This window comes from Streptomyces sp. JJ36 (assembly GCF_021696945.1).
GTDB lineage: Bacteria > Actinomycetota > Actinomycetes > Streptomycetales > Streptomycetaceae > Streptomyces.
The window spans coordinates 1-15,701 of the sequence record NZ_JACYHE010000102.1 but is presented as its reverse complement, the minus strand read 5'-3'; the positions used below and the strand labels follow the sequence as shown (position 1 = coordinate 15,701).

Below are 15,701 nucleotides of genomic sequence, written 5' to 3'. Positions count from 1 at the left end.
CTCGATCCGCTCACGCGCCGTCAACTTCCCCTTCGCATGCTGCGCCCCCGTCGCCTTCTCCGAAGGCCCCGCCAGCACCTGCTCGCGGAGGGAATGCAGCTCGGCCACGCGGCCACGGGAGTCCTGAGGCAAATCGGTCATGTAAAGACCCTACGAAACCGCCGCGCGCCACGCCGTCGTCAGATCCGTACAGTCTCGGAGCCGGATTCATGGCTGCGCTGGACAGAACTGTGGACGGCCCAGGCGGGAAGGCAGTGAACTCTCCCACCGTCCGGCCCCGCTCCTGTCGGGTCCCTACAGGCGCCGCGGCCCGTTGTTCAGCCGCACAGGGCCGTGCACCCCAGCGTGGCGCCCGCCGTACCCGGGTCGAGGAGCAGCCGCAGCCGGTCCCCGGTCTCCCGCACCCGCACGCCGTCGCCCGCCTCGGTCACCCGGGCTACCGGGTGGTCCCAGATCACGTCGAACGGTTCGCCCGTACGGGTGGGCCCGGCGACGCGGACCTGGACTGTGCGGCCCTGCCGGCGGAGCAGCACGGCGGCCGGCCCGGTGGCGTGGAGCCTCCCCACCGTACCGGCGCGCCAGAAGTTCACCGCCGTCAGCCCCAGCCGGGGCAGGGTGACGCCCTGCGCCGCAGCGGTGTTGGCGTCGATCCGCAGCCACCCGGGGGCGGCGGCGCGGGCGGCCGACCGGCCGCGGGAGGCGCCCGGCAGCAGGACGTAGGCGTAGCGGGCGTCGTGCGGGTCGGTGCCGTGGTCGGTCCAGAGGGTGAGCCAGTGCCGGGTGACGGGTTCGGGGCTGCCGCCCGCGTTGATGTCGGCCCAGGAGCCCGTACGGGTCTCGCGCCGGGTGGTGAGGCGGGTGCCGCCCGGGAAGACCCAGCCGCCGTGCCCGGCGAGGTGCGCCCAGCGGGCGCGGGGATGGACGACGGTGCCGGGGCCGGGTTGGGGCACGCCGTCCACGGTCAGCCGCGCGGTGCCGTCGGGACCGAGATTGCGGTTGTCGACGATCGTCTCCACCGGGGTGCCGTCGGCGGCGCTGATGCCGGCGCCGAGGCAGACGATCGCGTCAGCCGCGCAGAACCAGGACTTGCGGGCGTCGAGCGTGCTCTCCAGCCCCTTCAGATGCTGGCCCACGGCTGCGAACTCGCCGTCGGTCACCCCGCCGACCCAGGCGACGTCCGGTTTGGGCGCGCCCCACTCGCCGCCCGCGTTGTCCGGCAGCCGCCGGGTGGAGACGGTGGTGCCCGGCAGGCGGTACCAGTCCACGGTGGGCCAGTAGTGGTCGGTGTACTGGTCGAGCGTGCCGCGCGGGCCCCACCAGCAGAGCAGTCCGGAACCGGTGTGCCAGCCGCGCGGGTTCTCGCCGTTGCCGCACTCGTAGTGGGCGACGGTGCGCGAGGCCATGGCGATGTTCGCGCACCAGCCGCGCCGCCGGTGCACCGCACGGGCCATCGCGGGGAACACCGTGTGCGCCACCGGCTCCTCGGCGACCGGGCCGTCCTCCGCGTCGACGGCGTGCAGCCGCGCGAGGTCGGCGACCCCGAACTGCGGGTCGGTCAGCACCGGGAGCGCCGTGTCGCGGGCGATCCAGCCGCGCACCAGGGCGTGCCAGCGGGCGCGCTCGGCCGGGCCGGCGCAGCCGGCCAGCAGCACGATCGCCGCCGCGAGCAGGTGACCGCGGCTGTGGTCGCTCCGCAGCACGTCCCGGGTGTCCTGGGTGAGCCGGCCCCGGGAGATGGCCCGCCCGCTGACGCTGTCCATCACCAGGCCGTCGTGCAGCAGCGGCGCGTAGGCCTTCTCCACGCTGTCCAGGACGATCCGGCGCCCCGGTCCGGTCACCTCCCAGCGGGTGCCGTCCAGCAGGGTGAACAGCCGTCCGAGGCCGTCGAGGAGGACATGACCGTAGGTGCCGGAGTAGGCCACCCAGGTGTGCTGGATGAAGGATCCGTCGGCGTAGAGCCCGTCGCCCTCGGTGACGTACGGGAAGACGGGCGCCAGCCCCGGGCCGACCAGGCCGAGCTTCCGCGGCGCGGAACCCAGGACACCGCGCAGCGCGAAGACGCGACAGAAGTCGACGCGGTTGGCGCCTGTGGAGACGCCGGCGTAGTCGTCCAGCAGGGTCTCCGGCACGAAGTGGTCCACGGCGGCGAGACAGGCGGCGCGCCGCTCGGGCGGCAGCTCCTCGTAGACCATCGCGATCAGGTCGAGGAGCAGCCGCGGGCTGCCGATCTGCCATTCCCACCAGTTGCCGTAGCGGGTCGTGCCGGCGTGGTAGACGCGGTCGTGGACGTGCTCCAGTCCGGCGAGCAGGTCGCGCAGCACCCCGGCGTCCCCGGTGAGGCCGGTGCCGGGCTGGACGTAGGCCTCGGCCAGGACGGCCAGCCGGGCGTACGACTGGGTGATGCCGGAGGGCGGGTCGAAGGGATGGCCGGGGAAGAGCCCGTCGTCGGTGGGGGTCATGGCGGCGCGCAGGGCGGCCGCGCGGGCGCCGGTGTCGCGGAGCCGGCCGGCGTACGGTTCGGCGGCCGGGTCGAAGCCGGTGCCGAGACGCAGGTCGAGCCAGCGCCGGCGAAGCACGGCGAACTCGTCCGCGGCGGGCGCCGGTCCGGGCGGAGCCGGCGGGCCGGCGGCCCGGGAGGGCGCACCGCCGGAGGCGAAGGCTCCGGCGGCCGCGGCCGAGGCGGCTGAGGCAGCGAGGAAACCCCGGCGGGACCAGCGGGGAGAAGGCGGCACAACGGACACCTTTCGGCGGGGGCGCGGACCGGCGACGGGCGGGTGGTGCGACCTCTTCCGGGGTTTAGCAGCCACCGGGGCACCCGGCAACGGGGCCCGCCGGGGAAGAGGGGGCGGTGGCCGGATCGGCGCTGTCCGCGTCCCGCTGCCGGGGCACGGGGGGGGCGCGACCGCGCGGGACGCGGACAGCGCCGTTCCGCGGGCAGGTACCGTCGGGGGGCGTTCGGACGGCGGCCGGGGCACGCTCCTGTCCGGCCTGGACTGCCGTGGCCGGACGCCGCTCGCGGGACGTGGTGGGGAAGCGCAGGCCGGTCACCGCGGCGGAGAGCAGGGAGCTGACGCCGAGTCCGCCGAACACGGGGACCAGCGGCCCGGTGTAGAGCGGGGTGTCCACGGCGAACAGGCCGGCGGCCGAACCCGCCGCCCAGGCGGCCGTCGCCCGGGCTGACGGTGCCCGGCGCCTCCTGAGCGGGCGGCCCGGTTCCGGCCGCAGGGGGCGAGGCGGCCGGGCCGGGCCGCCCGCGCCCCAGGACCGCACTCTCCTCGGCTACGCCTCCGGCGCGGCCGCGGCCGGCGCGCCCGGCCGCTCGCCCGGCGTCGCCCCGGCGCGCAGCAGACCGTAGGTGTAGGCGTCGTCCAGCGCCTGCCAGGAGGCGGCGATCACGTTGTCCGCGACGCCGACCGTGGACCATTCGGAAGTGCCGTCGCTGGTGGAGATGAGCACCCGGGTCGTCGACTGGGTGCCGTGGGTGCCCTCCAGGATGCGCACCTTGTAGTCCACCAGCTCCAGCCGGGCCAGCTCCGGGTAGATGCGTTCCAGCCCGATGCGGAGCGCCCGGTCCAGGGCGTTCACCGGTCCGTTGCCCTCCCCGGTGGCGACGACCCGCTCGCCCTTCGCCCACAGCCGTACGGTGGCCTCGTTGGCGTGGGTGCCGTCCGGACGGTCCTCGACGATGGCCCGCCAGGACTCCAGCCGGAAGAAGCGCGGGGCGCCGGCGTGCACCTCGTCGCGGAGCAGCAGTTCGAAGGAGGCGTCGGCGGCCTCGTAGGTGTAGCCGCGCAGCTCCTGTTCCTTCACGCGGTCCACGATGCGCCCGACCAGCTCGCGGTCGCCCGTCAGGTCGTAGCCGAGCTCCTTGCCCTTGAGCTCGACGGAAGCGCGGCCGGCCATGTCGGAGACCAGCATCCGCATGGAGTTGCCGACCAGCTCCGGGTCGATGTGCTGGTACAGGTCGGGGTCGACCTTGATCGCGGAGGCGTGCAGCCCGGCCTTGTGCGCGAAGGCCGAGGTGCCGACGTACGGCTGGTGGGTGGAGGGGGTGAGATTGACGACCTCGGCGACGGCGTGCGAGATGCGGGTCATCTCCCGCAACGCCTCCTCCGGCACCACCTGCCTGCCGTACTTGAGCTGGAGGGCGGCGACCACCGGGAAGAGGTTGGCGTTGCCGACCCGCTCGCCGTAGCCGTTGGCCGTGCACTGCACGTGGGTGGCGCCGGCGTCCACGGCGGCGAGGGTGTTGGCCACCGCGCAGCCGGTGTCGTCCTGGGCGTGGATGCCCAGCCGGGCGCCGGTGTCGCCGAGCACGGTGCGCACGATCGCCTGGACCTGGGCGGGGAGCATGCCGCCGTTGGTGTCGCAGAGCACCACCACCGCGGCCCCGGCCTCGTGCGCGGCGCGCACCACCGCCTTGGCGTAGCCGGGGTTCGCCTGGTAGCCGTCGAAGAAGTGCTCGCAGTCGACGAAGACGCGGCGGCCGCGTTCCCGGAGGTAGGCGACCGTGTCCCGCACCATCGCGAGGTTCTCCTCCAGGGTGGTGCGCAGCGCCAGTTCCACATGCCGGTCGTGCGCCTTGGCGACCAGCGTGACCACCGGGGCCTCGGAGTCCGCCAGCGCCCTGACCTGCGGGTCCTCGGCGGCCTGCACGCCGGCCTTGCGGGTGGCGCCGAAGGCGACCAGCCGGGCGTGCCGGAAGTCGATCTCCGCCCGGGCGCGCCGGAAGAACTCGGTGTCGCGCGGATTGGCCCCCGGCCAGCCGCCCTCGATGAAGCCGACACCGAACTCGTCCAGATGGCGGGCGATGGTGAGCTTGTCGGCGACGCTCAGGTTGATGCCCTCGCGCTGCGCCCCGTCGCGCAGCGTGGTGTCGAAGACGTGGAAGTCGTCGCTGGGGACGTCCTGCGTCATGGTGGTCTTGCTCCTGTCGAGTGGGCGAAGGTCCGGAAGGCTCGGCTCCACTTGTCCCCGTCATCTCCCGCGCGGTCGTCCTCCGGCGTGGTGGGCCGAAAAACGAAAAGACCCCTCGTGGGTACGAGAGGTCTGCGCGCGGGTCTGGGACACGGTGTCCGCTGCCGCGTACGGGTGGGTGTGCGGGTCAGCGGTCACTGCGGACCGGCGCGCTGTCACCGATAATCATGGTGAACGAGAGCACGGAAGCAGTGTGGCACGTCGCGGCGCCCTGCCGCGGGACGTCTCACGATACGGGCACCCGCGGCCCGCACCGCGGAGGCGGCCGCCCCTGCGGTCCTCCGGGGCCGCCCGCCCCGGAGGACCGGAAGTCGTCAGACGATCCGGTGCAGCCAGCCGTGCGGGTCCGGGGCGTGCCCGGTCTGCAGGGCCAGCAGGGCCTCGCGGAGCTTCATCGTGACCGGGCCGGGCTGCCCGTCACCCACGGTCCAGCTCCCGCGGGCCGACTTCGCCTCGCCGACGGGCGTGATCACCGCGGCCGTGCCGCAGGCGAAGACCTCGGAGATGCTGCCGTCGGCGTTGCCCTCCCGCCAGTCCTCCGTGGAGATCCGCCCCTCGGAGACCTCGTGGCCCATGTCGGCGGCGATGGACAGCAGCGAGTCGCGGGTGATGCCGGGGAGCAGCGTGCCGGTGAGCTCCGGGGTGACGATCCGGGCGTGCTCGCCGGTCCCGTACACGAAGTACAGGTTCATGCCGCCCATCTCCTCGATCCAGCGGCGCTCGGTGGCGTCCAACCAGACCACCTGGTCGCAGCCCTGCTCGGCGGCCTGTGCCTGGGCGGCCAGGGAGGCGGCGTAGTTGCCGCCGGTCTTGGCCTCGCCGGTGCCGCCGGGGGCGGCGCGGACGTACTCCTCGGAGAGCCAGACGGAGACGGGCTTCACGCCGCGCGGGAAGTAGGCGCCCGCCGGGGAGGCGATCACGATGAAGAGGTACTCGCCGGCCGGCCGCACACCGAGCCCGACCTCGGTGGCGAACATGAAGGGGCGCAGGTAGAGCGACTGCTCACCCTGGGTGGGGACCCAGGCGCGATCCTGCCGCACGAGGACGTCGCAGGCCTCGATGAAGGTCTCGACGGGGAGCTCCGGCATGGCCAGGCGGCGGGCGGAGTTCTGGAAACGCCGGGCGTTGGCGTCCGGCCGGAAGGTCGCCACCGAGCCGTCGGGCTGCGCGTAGGCCTTGAGCCCTTCGAAGATCGTCTGGGCGTAGTGGAGCGTCATGTTCGCCGGATCGATCGGCAGCGGCGCGTAGGGCTGGAGCTGCGCGTCGTGCCACCCGCGGCCCTCGGTCCACTTGATGGTGACCATGTGGTCCGTGAAGTGACGGCCGAAGCCGGGGTCGGCCAGCACCGCCTCGCGCTCCGTGCCGGACAGCGGCTGTGCCGAGGGCTTGAGGTCGAAGTCGATTCTGGGCGTCGTCATGTGAGCGCGTCCTTCGCTGAGTGTCGTGGCGGACCGCGTCCCCGCCCTCCCGGTCGTACGTACCCGACGCACGAGCGGTACTAGGACGTCCGAGTTTCCCCTCGTGCGGCGGCCCCGGCGTCCGATTATCGCGCGCCTCGGGCCGGGAGGCGGACAGGGGTGGCGGTCCTGGGATAGATGGTGACACCTGACCGCCACCTTGCACAGCGGCCGGGCGCCCCGCGTGCCCGGCCGTGACAGGCGCCGGGCTAGCCGGTTACGCGTACGGTGACGGCGTCGCCGGTCGCCTCGGTGGTGCGGTCGTCGTCACGCTCCGCGAGGTCCGCGGTGACGGCGTCCTCCACCCGTGCCGCCTCGGCGGGCAGGCCGAGATGCCGCAGCAGCAGCGCGACGGAGAGGATGGTCGCGGTCGGGTCGGCCTTCCCGGTGCCCGCGATGTCGGGCGCCGAGCCGTGCACCGGCTCGAACATGGAGGGGAAGGTGCCCGTGGGATTGATGTTCCCGGAGGCCGCGAGGCCGATGCCGCCGGTCACGGCAGCGGCCAGATCGGTGAGGATGTCACCGAAGAGGTTGTCGGTCACGATCACGTCGAACCGCGCGGGGTCGGTGACGAAGAAGATCGTCGCCGCGTCCACGTGCAGATAGTCCGTGGTGACCTCGGGGTACTCCCGGCCGACCCGGTCGAAGGTGTTCTTCCACAGGTGACCGGCGTGCACCAGCACGTTGTTCTTGTGCACCAGGGTGAGCTTCCTGCGCGGACGGGCCTGGGCCCGCTCGTAGGCGTCGCGGACGACGCGCTCCACGCCGTACGCCGTGTTCACGCTGACCTCGGTGGCCACCTCCGCCGGGGTACCGGTGCGCATGCTGCCGCCGTTCCCCGTGTACGGGCCCTCGGTGCCCTCCCGCACCACCACGAAGTCGATCTGCGGGTCGCCGGCCAGCGGCGTCGCCGCGCGGGGGAAGAGCCGCGCGGGACGGAGGTTGACGTAGTGGTCGAACGCGAAGCGCAGCTTCAGCAGCAGACCGCGCTCCAGGACTCCGGAGGGCACCCCGGGGTCGCCGACGGCGCCCAGCAGGATGGCGTCGTGGCGGGCGAGCTGCTCCAGCTCGGCGTCCGGGAGGGTCTCCCCGGTGGCGTGCCAGCGCTTCGCGCCCAGGTCGTACTCCGTGGTCTCCAGCTTCACGTCCCCGGGGAGGGCGGCGTCCAGGACCTTGAGGCCCTGGGCGACGACCTCGGGGCCGATTCCGTCACCGGGGATCACTGCGAGGCTGATGCTGCGAGACATGTGACGGACCCTACTCCTCGTCCCACGCTCCGACACAACCCGTCCAGGATGCGGACGGACGCCGACAGGGCGCGCCGGCCGGGCGCGCCCGGCGGCCGGAGAGGCAGGCAGCGCGGCCGCCGGCCGGGGCACGGCGGCCGGAGGGGGCGGTCTCAGGAAGCGGCGGGGCGGCTCAGTGCCCGGTGGCGCCGCCGTTGTCACGACGGTCCAAGGCGCGCTGGAGCGCGGCGGCGGCGTTCCGGCGGTCGGCGTCGTTCCGGGCGGTGTGCCCGGTGCGGGCGGCGTGGTGGCGGGCGCGGCGGCGGGCGGTCTCGTCCATGGTCGGCTGCTCCTTCTGCACACGACAGGCTGGAGAGGGGGAGGGAACATGCCGGAAGGGGCGGGGGCGCGCGGTGCGCAGGGATCACCTGCCGTGGGGCACCGGGCCTCGGCCGCCGGTCGCTGATGAAGCGAGACGTTCGGCTTGTTCCACGGTAAGCGGGAACCGCCGCGATGTCTCGCTTTTACTTGGGCTTCCTACTATCTGAGACGGCACCGGCTCCGACCTGCGCTGATTCACTGTGGGCCGGGTCACTCGGGCCGGGGAGAAACGGTCTGCCCGGGCGCGTGCGGGGTGTCCCCGGCAGCGCGCCGCCAGTGTGGTGGTCCGCCGCACGCGCCGCGCAACGCCGCCGGGCCCGGCACCCCCGCGGGGCAGCGGGGCGCCGGGCCCGGCGTCCGGAGGTCCGGTGCCGGGCCGGGCCCGGCACCGGCACGTCGCTCCGGAGACGCTCAGTCCATGTGCGGGTAGCGGTAGTCCGTGGGGGCCACCGCGGTCTCCTTGATGGCGCGCGGGGACATCCAGCGCAGCAGGTTGAACTTCGAGCCGGCCTTGTCGTTGGTGCCGGAGGCACGGGCCCCGCCGAAGGGCTGCTGACCCACGATGGAGCCGGTCGGCCGGTCGTTGAGGTAGAAGTTCCCGGCCGCGAAGCGGAGCTTCTCGGACGCCTCGGTGAGGGCCTGCCGGTCCCGGGCGATCACGGCGCCGGTCAGGGCGTAGGCGGAGGCGGACTCCATCTGGTCCAGCATCGCCTCCCAGTCGCCGTCCTCGTAGACGTGGACGGCCACGATCGGGCCGAAGTACTCCTGCTTGAAGACCTCGTTCTCCGGGTCGGAGCAGGCGATCACGGTCGGCCGCACGAAGTAGCCGACGGAGTCGTCGTAGGTGCCGCCCGCGACGATCTCGCAGGACGGGTCCTCCTTGGCGCGGTCGATGGCGGCCTTGTTCTTCGCGAACGCACGGTCGTCGATGACGGCGCCGATGAAGTGCGACAGGTCGCTGACGTCGCCCATGCTCAGGCCCTCGGCCTCGGCGGCCAGCTCCTCCCGGAAGCCGCCCTCCCACAGCGAGCGGGGCAGGTAGGCGCGGGAGGCCGCCGAGCACTTCTGGCCCTGGTACTCGAAGGCCCCGCGGGTGATGGCGGTCTTCAGCAGCGCCGGGTCGGCGGTCGGGTGGGCCACGATGAAGTCCTTGCCGCCGGTCTCGCCGACGAGCCGGGGGTAGGACCGGTAGGTGGCGATGTTCTCGCCGACGGACTTCCAGAGGTACTGGAAGGTGGCCGTGGAGCCGGTGAAGTGCACGCCGGCCAGGTCCGGGTGCGGCAGGGCGACCTCGGAGACCTCCTTGCCGTCACCCGTCACCAGGTTGATCACGCCCTTGGGGAGACCGGCCTCCTCCAGCAGCTCCATCAGCAGCACGGCCGCGTGGGTCTGGGTGGGCGAGGGCTTCCAGACCACCACGTTGCCCATCAGCGCCGGGGCGGTGGGCAGGTTGCCCGCGATGGCGGTGAAGTTGAACGGCGTGACGGCGTAGACGAAGCCCTCCAGCGGCCGGTGGTCCAGCCGGTTCCAGACCCCCTTGGGCTGGATGGGCGGCTGCTCGGCGAGCAGCTCACGGGCGAAGTGCACGTTGAAGCGCCAGAAGTCGATCAGCTCGCAGGGGGCGTCGATCTCCGCCTGCTGGGCGGTCTTGGACTGGCCGAGCATGGTGGAGGCGGCGATCGTCTCCCGCCAGGGGCCGGAGAGCAGCTCGGCGGCCTTCAGGATGATCGCGGCCCGGTCGTCGAAGGACATCGCGCGCCAGGCCGGGGCGGCGGCCAGGGCGGCGTCGATCGCGTCCCGGGCGTCCTGGCGGGTGGCGGTGCCGTAGGTGCCGAGCACGGCCTTGTGGTTGTGCGGCTGCACGACGTCGACCCGGGCGCCGCCGCCCATGCGCTTCTCGCCGTTGATCGTCATGGGCAGTTCGCGCGGGTTCTCAGCGAGCTCCTTGAGCTTCTTCTCGAGACGGGCGCGCTCGGCGCTGCCGGGGGCGTAGGTGTGCACCGGCTCGTTGTACGGGGCGGGGACCTGGGTCACAGCGTCCATGGCTGCCGTGTCTCCTTCACGTTCGGGGTGTCGTCGGTCGTGGGTGCCGCGGGGCCGGCGGGGCCCGGGCCGCGGGGTGCCGCGGCTATCCGCGGGAGGCCAGCGCGCGGAGGAAGAAGCCGAGGTTGGCCGGGCGCTCCGCGAGACGGCGCATGAAGTATCCGTACCAGTCCGTTCCGTAAGGGATGTATACGCGCATACGGTGTCCCTCCGCCACCAGACGCTCCTGCTCCGCCTCGCGGATGCCGTACAGCATCTGGAACTCGTAGGCGTCCGGTTTGCGCCCGGCGCGGCGCGCCAGCTCCTGGGCGATCGCCACCATCCGCGGGTCGTGGGACCCGATCATCGGGTAGCCCTGCCCCGCCATCAGGATGCGCAGACACCGGACGTAGGCTCGGTCCACCGCGCGCTTGTCCTGGTGGGCGACCGACGCGGGTTCCTTGTACGCGCCCTTCACCAGCCGCACCCGGGATCCTTCCCCCGCCAGCGCCCGGCAGTCGTCCTCGGTGCGGAAGAGGTACGACTGCAGCACCGCGCCGGTCTGCGGGAAGCGGCGGCGCAGCGTGGCGAGGATGCCGAGGGTGGAGTCGACCGTGGTGTGGTCCTCCATGTCCAGGGTCACCGTGGTGCCCGCGGCGGCCGCGGCCTCCACGACGGGCCGGACCAGTTCGTACGCGACGTCGTCGCCGCCGGGCAGCGCCTGCCCGAAGGCGGACAGCTTGACCGACATCTCCGCGCGCTCGCCCAGGCCCTCGGCGGCCAGCGCCTCGCACAGGGCGAGATAGGCGTCCCGGTTGCGCCGGGCCTCCGCACGGTCCGTGATGTCCTCGCCCAGGTGGTCGAGGGTCACCTCCAGACCGCGGTCGGTGAGCGACCGCACCACTCCCAGCGACTCGTCGAGCCGCTCGCCCGCCACGAAGCGGTCCACCACGGACCGGGTGACCGGCGCCGCGGACACGACACGGCGGATGCCGTCGCTGCGCGCCGCAGCGAGAAGCACGGGACCCAGCACGGGGCACCTCCATCGATGCTGTTCGGGCGGCTGCGACACCGGGACGCAGGCCGCCGTTCTTCTCCGTGCAACTTAAGGATCGCGCCGCCGCGCCACCATCGACAGCTGTCACGCATCCGTGGCCCGGATCTCAGACAGATGTATGACAATGGCCGGAGAGGCTGTGACGAGAGCGGTCCGGGAGGCGGGCAGAGGCGCGATGCGCGAGGACTATCAGACGCTGATCGACGAGATCTCCACCTCGCTGGGCACCCCGGCGACCCTGGAGGACCGCGACTTCCGGCTGATCGCCTTCGGCGCCCACGAGAGCGCGGACGACGGGGAGGCACCGGAGCCGGACCCGGTCCGCACCCGGTCGATCCTGCAACGGCGGTCGACCGCCGCCGTCCGGGCCTGGTTCGAGGGCTTCGGGATCACCCGGGCGCAGGAGCCCGTGCGGATCCCCCCGGAACCGGCTGCCGGGGTGCGCACCGGGCGGCTCTGCCTGCCCGCCCGGCACGGCGGCGTGGTCCACGGCTACGTGTGGCTGCTGGACGACGGAGCCCTGGACCTCGCCGACCCGCGGCTGGCGCGGGCCCAGCGGACCACGGCCCGCATCGGCGCCCTGCTGGCCGCGGAGTCCCGGGCCGGCGCGCACGCGGGCGAACTGCTCCGGGAACTGCTCGCCGACCCGGCGGGCGGCCGGGACCCGGCCGAGCTGCGGGAAGCACTGGGCCCGTCGGCGGACGGCCCGCTGGCGCTGCTCGCGGTGACGCCCTGGGAACCGGACGAGGACGCGGCACCCTCCGCGGGCCCCGGCGGCCTGCCCGGCGTGCTGGCCCGCTGCGTGGTGGCCGCGGACCCGGCCGGCACGGCCGGCTCCGGGGACGGGACCGGCCCGGCGGCACCCGCCGGTCCGGCCGCGCCCGGCGCTGCCGCTCCCGGCCCCCCGGGCGCGTCCCGCATGCTGGCGGTGCTGGTCCGGCTGCGCACCGGGAGCGACCTCGCCCCGGCCCGCGGAGTGGCGGAGCGGTTGCTGGGACGGCCGCGGGACGCCGGGCCGGACGCCGCGGCCTACGGGGCGGGGATCGGCGGCCCGCACGAGCTGGCCGCACTGCCCCGCGCCTGGTGGGAGGCCCGGGCCGCCGCCCGGGTGGCGCTCGCCGACCCGGCGCGCGGCCCGGTCGCCGAGTGGGCCGCGCTGGGTCCGTACCGGCTGCTGGCCACGCTGCCCGGGCCGGGCACCCCGGACCCGGCCGTGGGGGCGCTGCTGGAGCCGGGACACCGGGAACTGGCCCGCACCGCCGAGACCTTCCTGGACCGCGCGGGGCAGGCCGGGCGGACCGCGGCCGAGCTGGGCATCCACCGGCAGACCCTCTACTACCGGCTGTCCCGCGTGGAGCAGCTCACCGGGCTGGACCTGGACGACGGCGGGGACCGGCTGCTGCTGCACATGACGCTCAAGGGCGCGCGGCTCGCCGCGGCGGACCGGCCCGCGGCGGGGCGCTGAGCCGTACCGGCCCGGGTACGGCGCTGCGGGATCACCGTGACGTGTCATGAGCGTGCCAGATTCTCTCCCTAGGCTGTCCATCGCTCGTCGCGGACCGCCGACCCAGGAAGCGGGGACCTTCCCATGCCCACCGCGCTGCCCGGCAGAGCCCTCGCGGCTCTCTGCGCCCTCCTCACGCTGCTGGCCTTCGCGCCGCCCGCCTCCGCGGCCGGCGACACGGCCCCGGCCACCGGCCCCGCGGCCCGTACGGCGGACCGGGGCACCCTGGTCCGGGCCGAGCGCCTGTTCACCGAACCCTCCCCCGCGGCCGTCGCCGGCGGCCTGACAGCACTGGGATTCCGCAGCGACACCGTCCGGCACGGCGTGGACGCCTACCGGCTGGTCTACCGCACCGTCGACGCGCACGGGCGGCCCACCACCGCCAGCGGGCTGCTCACCCTGCCCCACGGACGGTTCGGGCGGCTCCGGCCGGTCTCCTTCACACACGGCACCGAACTGCACCGCGCCGACGCGCCGTCCGCGGACCCGCGCGGGTTCACCGGTGCCGCGCCCGTCACCTACGCCGCGGCGGGGTTCGCCGGGGTCGCCCCCGACTACCTCGGGCTGGGCTCCGGGCCCGGGACGCACCCCTGGATGGACCTGCCCTCGGAGACCACGGCCGCCCTGGACATGCTGCGGGCGGCCCGCCGCTTCGCCCCGCTGACCGGGCGTCTGCTCGGCCGGGAGGTGCTGGTGACCGGCTTCTCCCAGGGCGCACCGGCGGCACTGGGCCTCGGCCGGGCACTGCACGGAGGCGCGGACCGGTGGTTCCGGCTGGGCGCACTGGCCCCGGTGAGCGGCGCCTACGCACTGCGCGACGCGGAGATCCCGGCACTGCTCTCCGGCCGGGTGCCGCCCCCGAACAGCGTCTTCTTCACGGCCTACGCCCTGGTGTCCTTCGACCGGGTGTACGACGTGTACGCCACCCCCGGGGAGGTGTTCCGCGCCCCCTACGCGCGGACCGTGGAGGACCTCTTCGACGGCACGCACACCTGGGAGGAGCTGGCCCGGGCCACCCCCGGCACCCTCGGAGAACTGCTGACCCCGCACGGGCGGGACCTGCTGAGCCGCCCGCGCGGCGGGCTCGCCGAGGCGCTGCGGGCGGCCGACCGCTCCTGCACCGGATGGGCGCCGCGGGCCCCGTTGCGGCTCTACCTGACCGGCGGCGACGAGCAGGCGGTGGAGGCCAACACCGCGCACTGCCGGGCGGCCTTCCGGGCGAGCGGCACGTCCGCCGGGGTCGTCGACCTCGGGCCGGTGGAGTGGCGCGGGTCCCGCCACTTCGGCTCCCACGTGGCGGCGCTGAGCGAGATCGTCCGCTGGTTCCGGTCGCTGCGCTGACGGCGGGGCGCCGTGGCCACCGTACGGAGCCGGTGGCCACGGCGCGGCACCGCGCGGCCCGGGGCGCGGCGGCCCCGGCAGGGGCGCTCAGCCCAGGTGCGCGGCGGGCGCCTCGTGCGACGCCGGCGGACCGGCCGCCGCGTCGTGACGGGGCCGCGGCGCGTTCATCAGCAGACCGATGAGGAACGCGGCGCCCAGCAGCACCAGGGCGGCCACCGTGTACGCCTCCTGGAAGCCCACGACCAGTCCCTCCCGCAGCGCCTCCGGACTCCGGGGACGCCCGGCGAGATGGTCGGCGGTGGCGCTGGCGGCCACCGTGTTGAGCAGGGCCGTGCCGACCGAGCCGCCGATCTGCTGCGCGGTGTTCACGGTGGCCGAGGCGATCCCGGAGTCCTCCGGGCGGACGCCGCGGGTGGCGTAGTTCATGGATGTCGCCATCACCAGGCCCATGCCCAGGCCCACCAGGATCTCCGCGGGGAGCACCCCGGCGGCGTAGGAGGTGTCCGCCTCCACGAAGGACAGCCAGCCGGTGCCGGCCGCGGCCAGCGTCAGGCCGGGCACCACGAGGGCCCGCGGCGGGACCCGCGGCAGCAGCCGGGTGGCGATCCCGCCCGCGCCGGCCAGCACGCCGCCGGTCAGGGGCAGAAAGGCCACGCCGGTGAGGACGGCGGAGTAGTCCTTGACCACCTGCATGTAGTAGGTGAGGAAGAGGAACATCCCGAACATGCCGATCACGGCGAGCGCGACGGCGAGATAGGCGCTGCCCCGGGCACGGTCGGCGACCACCCGCAGCGGCAGCAGCGGGGACGGCGTGCGGGACTCCCGCAGCACGAACGCCACCAGCAGCACCACGCCGAGCGTCAGCAGCCCGACGACCAGCCGGCTGTCCCAGCCCTCCGACTCGGCCTCGCTGCACCCGTAGACCACGGAGACGAGGCCGGACACCGCCAGCAGAACGCCGGGCCAGTCCGTCCGGGTGCGCCCGGCGGCGGGGGCGTCGGCCGGCAGCACCAGCCGGCCGAACAGCGCGACCGCGGCGATGGGGACGTTCACGTAGAGGCACCAGCGCCAGTCCAGGTACTCGGTCAGCAGGCCGCCGACCACCAGCCCCACCGCGCCGCCACCGGCCGCGATGGCGCCGAAGACCCCGAAGGCCTTGGCACGCTCCCGCGCCTCGGTGAAGCTCACCGTCAGCAGGGAGAGCGCCGACGGGGCGAGCAGCGCGGCGAAGACACCCTGGAGCGTACGGGCGGTCAGCAGCAGTCCCAGGTCGCCGGCGGCCCCGCCCAGCGCGGAGGCGCCGGCGAAGCCCACCAGACCGATGAGGAAGGCCCGCCGGCGGCCGGTCCGGTCGGCGATCCGGCCGCCCAGCAGCAGCAGGCTGCCGAAGGCGAGGGTGTAGGCGGTGATGACCCACTGCCGGTCACCGCTGGAGATGCCGAGGTCCTGCTGGGCCGAGGGCAGGGCGATGTTCACGATGGTGATGTCGAGGACGATCATGAGCTGAGCGAGGCCGATGAAGACCAGGCCGAGCCAGCGGCGGGGGTTACGGGCCTCCGCGGGGGGCGCGGAGGCAGGGGATTTCATGGACATGACACAGCCCTTCTCGTGCGGGATGCCGGGTGGCAGATAGGGGGTCCGGCCGGGCCGCCACAGTGCGGGCGGCCCCGTCGTGCGGGCCGCGGCGCGCGCGGCCGCCGTGCGTGCGGCGGGGGCGCGCCGCCTACGACCGCCCG

General features: G+C 74.4%; 10 protein-coding genes. 2 read left to right on the top strand and 8 right to left on the bottom strand.

Features of this window, described 5'->3' with window-relative positions; translation table 11 throughout:
- Positions 1 to 317: 317 nt before the first annotated feature.
- The 7 genes from HOY81_RS25240 to HOY81_RS25210 form a co-directional block, all read right to left on the bottom strand.
- Complete coding sequence (locus tag HOY81_RS25240) at positions 318 to 2,732, bottom strand: polysaccharide lyase 8 family protein (RefSeq protein ID WP_237323017.1); 2,415 nt, start codon at positions 2,730 to 2,732, stop codon at positions 318 to 320.
- A gap of 547 nt (positions 2,733 to 3,279) precedes the next feature.
- Entirely contained in the window at positions 3,280 to 4,917 is a 1,638-nt protein-coding gene (gene cimA / locus HOY81_RS25235; protein ID WP_237323016.1) for a citramalate synthase, read from the bottom strand.
- Positions 4,918 to 5,291: 374 nt separating this feature from the next.
- The gene (locus tag HOY81_RS25230; protein WP_237323015.1) at positions 5,292 to 6,395 is read right to left on the bottom strand and encodes a branched-chain amino acid aminotransferase; all 1,104 of its coding nucleotides are present in this window, start codon (positions 6,393 to 6,395) and stop codon (positions 5,292 to 5,294) included.
- A gap of 248 nt (positions 6,396 to 6,643) precedes the next feature.
- Positions 6,644 to 7,681, bottom strand: coding sequence for a 3-isopropylmalate dehydrogenase (locus HOY81_RS25225; protein ID WP_237323014.1), 1,038 nt, complete (start codon positions 7,679 to 7,681; stop codon positions 6,644 to 6,646).
- Between the two features lie 172 nt (positions 7,682 to 7,853).
- Positions 7,854 to 8,000 (bottom strand): hypothetical protein, encoded by a 147-nt coding sequence (locus HOY81_RS25220; RefSeq protein ID WP_237323013.1) that lies wholly within the window; start codon positions 7,998 to 8,000, stop codon positions 7,854 to 7,856.
- 452 nt (positions 8,001 to 8,452) lie between these two features.
- On the bottom strand, positions 8,453 to 10,084 hold the full coding sequence (pruA, locus tag HOY81_RS25215) for an L-glutamate gamma-semialdehyde dehydrogenase (RefSeq protein WP_237323012.1): 1,632 nt from the start codon (positions 10,082 to 10,084) through the stop codon (positions 8,453 to 8,455).
- Positions 10,085 to 10,169: 85 nt separating this feature from the next.
- Positions 10,170 to 11,096, bottom strand: coding sequence for a proline dehydrogenase family protein (locus tag HOY81_RS25210; protein WP_237323011.1), 927 nt, complete (start codon positions 11,094 to 11,096; stop codon positions 10,170 to 10,172).
- A gap of 199 nt (positions 11,097 to 11,295) precedes the next feature.
- Between HOY81_RS25210 and HOY81_RS25205 the strand changes: the two genes are divergently transcribed.
- Together HOY81_RS25205 and HOY81_RS25200 are read left to right on the top strand one after the other, a co-directional pair.
- Entirely contained in the window at positions 11,296 to 12,585 is a 1,290-nt protein-coding gene (locus HOY81_RS25205; protein WP_237323010.1) for a helix-turn-helix domain-containing protein, read from the top strand.
- A 123-nt stretch (positions 12,586 to 12,708) separates the two neighbouring features.
- Entirely contained in the window at positions 12,709 to 13,965 is a 1,257-nt protein-coding gene (locus HOY81_RS25200) for a lipase (RefSeq protein ID WP_237323009.1), read from the top strand.
- Between the two features lie 87 nt (positions 13,966 to 14,052).
- Here HOY81_RS25200 and HOY81_RS25195 read toward each other — a convergent pair whose 3' ends face one another.
- Positions 14,053 to 15,558, bottom strand: coding sequence for an MFS transporter (locus HOY81_RS25195; protein WP_237323008.1), 1,506 nt, complete (start codon positions 15,556 to 15,558; stop codon positions 14,053 to 14,055).
- Positions 15,559 to 15,701: the final 143 nt, after the last annotated feature.

Coding starts and splice junctions, on each gene's coding strand:
- cimA (WP_237323016.1), bottom strand. CDS start 4,917: ATGACGCAGGACGTCCCCAGCGACGACTTCCACGTCTTCGACACCACG.
- HOY81_RS25230 (WP_237323015.1), bottom strand. CDS start 6,395: ATGACGACGCCCAGAATCGACTTCGACCTCAAGCCCTCGGCACAGCCG.
- HOY81_RS25225 (WP_237323014.1), bottom strand. CDS start 7,681: ATGTCTCGCAGCATCAGCCTCGCAGTGATCCCCGGTGACGGAATCGGC.
- HOY81_RS25220 (WP_237323013.1), bottom strand. CDS start 8,000: ATGGACGAGACCGCCCGCCGCCGCGCCCGCCACCACGCCGCCCGCACC.
- pruA (WP_237323012.1), bottom strand. CDS start 10,084: ATGGACGCTGTGACCCAGGTCCCCGCCCCGTACAACGAGCCGGTGCAC.
- HOY81_RS25205 (WP_237323010.1), top strand. CDS start 11,296: ATGCGCGAGGACTATCAGACGCTGATCGACGAGATCTCCACCTCGCTG.
- HOY81_RS25200 (WP_237323009.1), top strand. CDS start 12,709: ATGCCCACCGCGCTGCCCGGCAGAGCCCTCGCGGCTCTCTGCGCCCTC.
- HOY81_RS25195 (WP_237323008.1), bottom strand. CDS start 15,558: ATGTCCATGAAATCCCCTGCCTCCGCGCCCCCCGCGGAGGCCCGTAAC.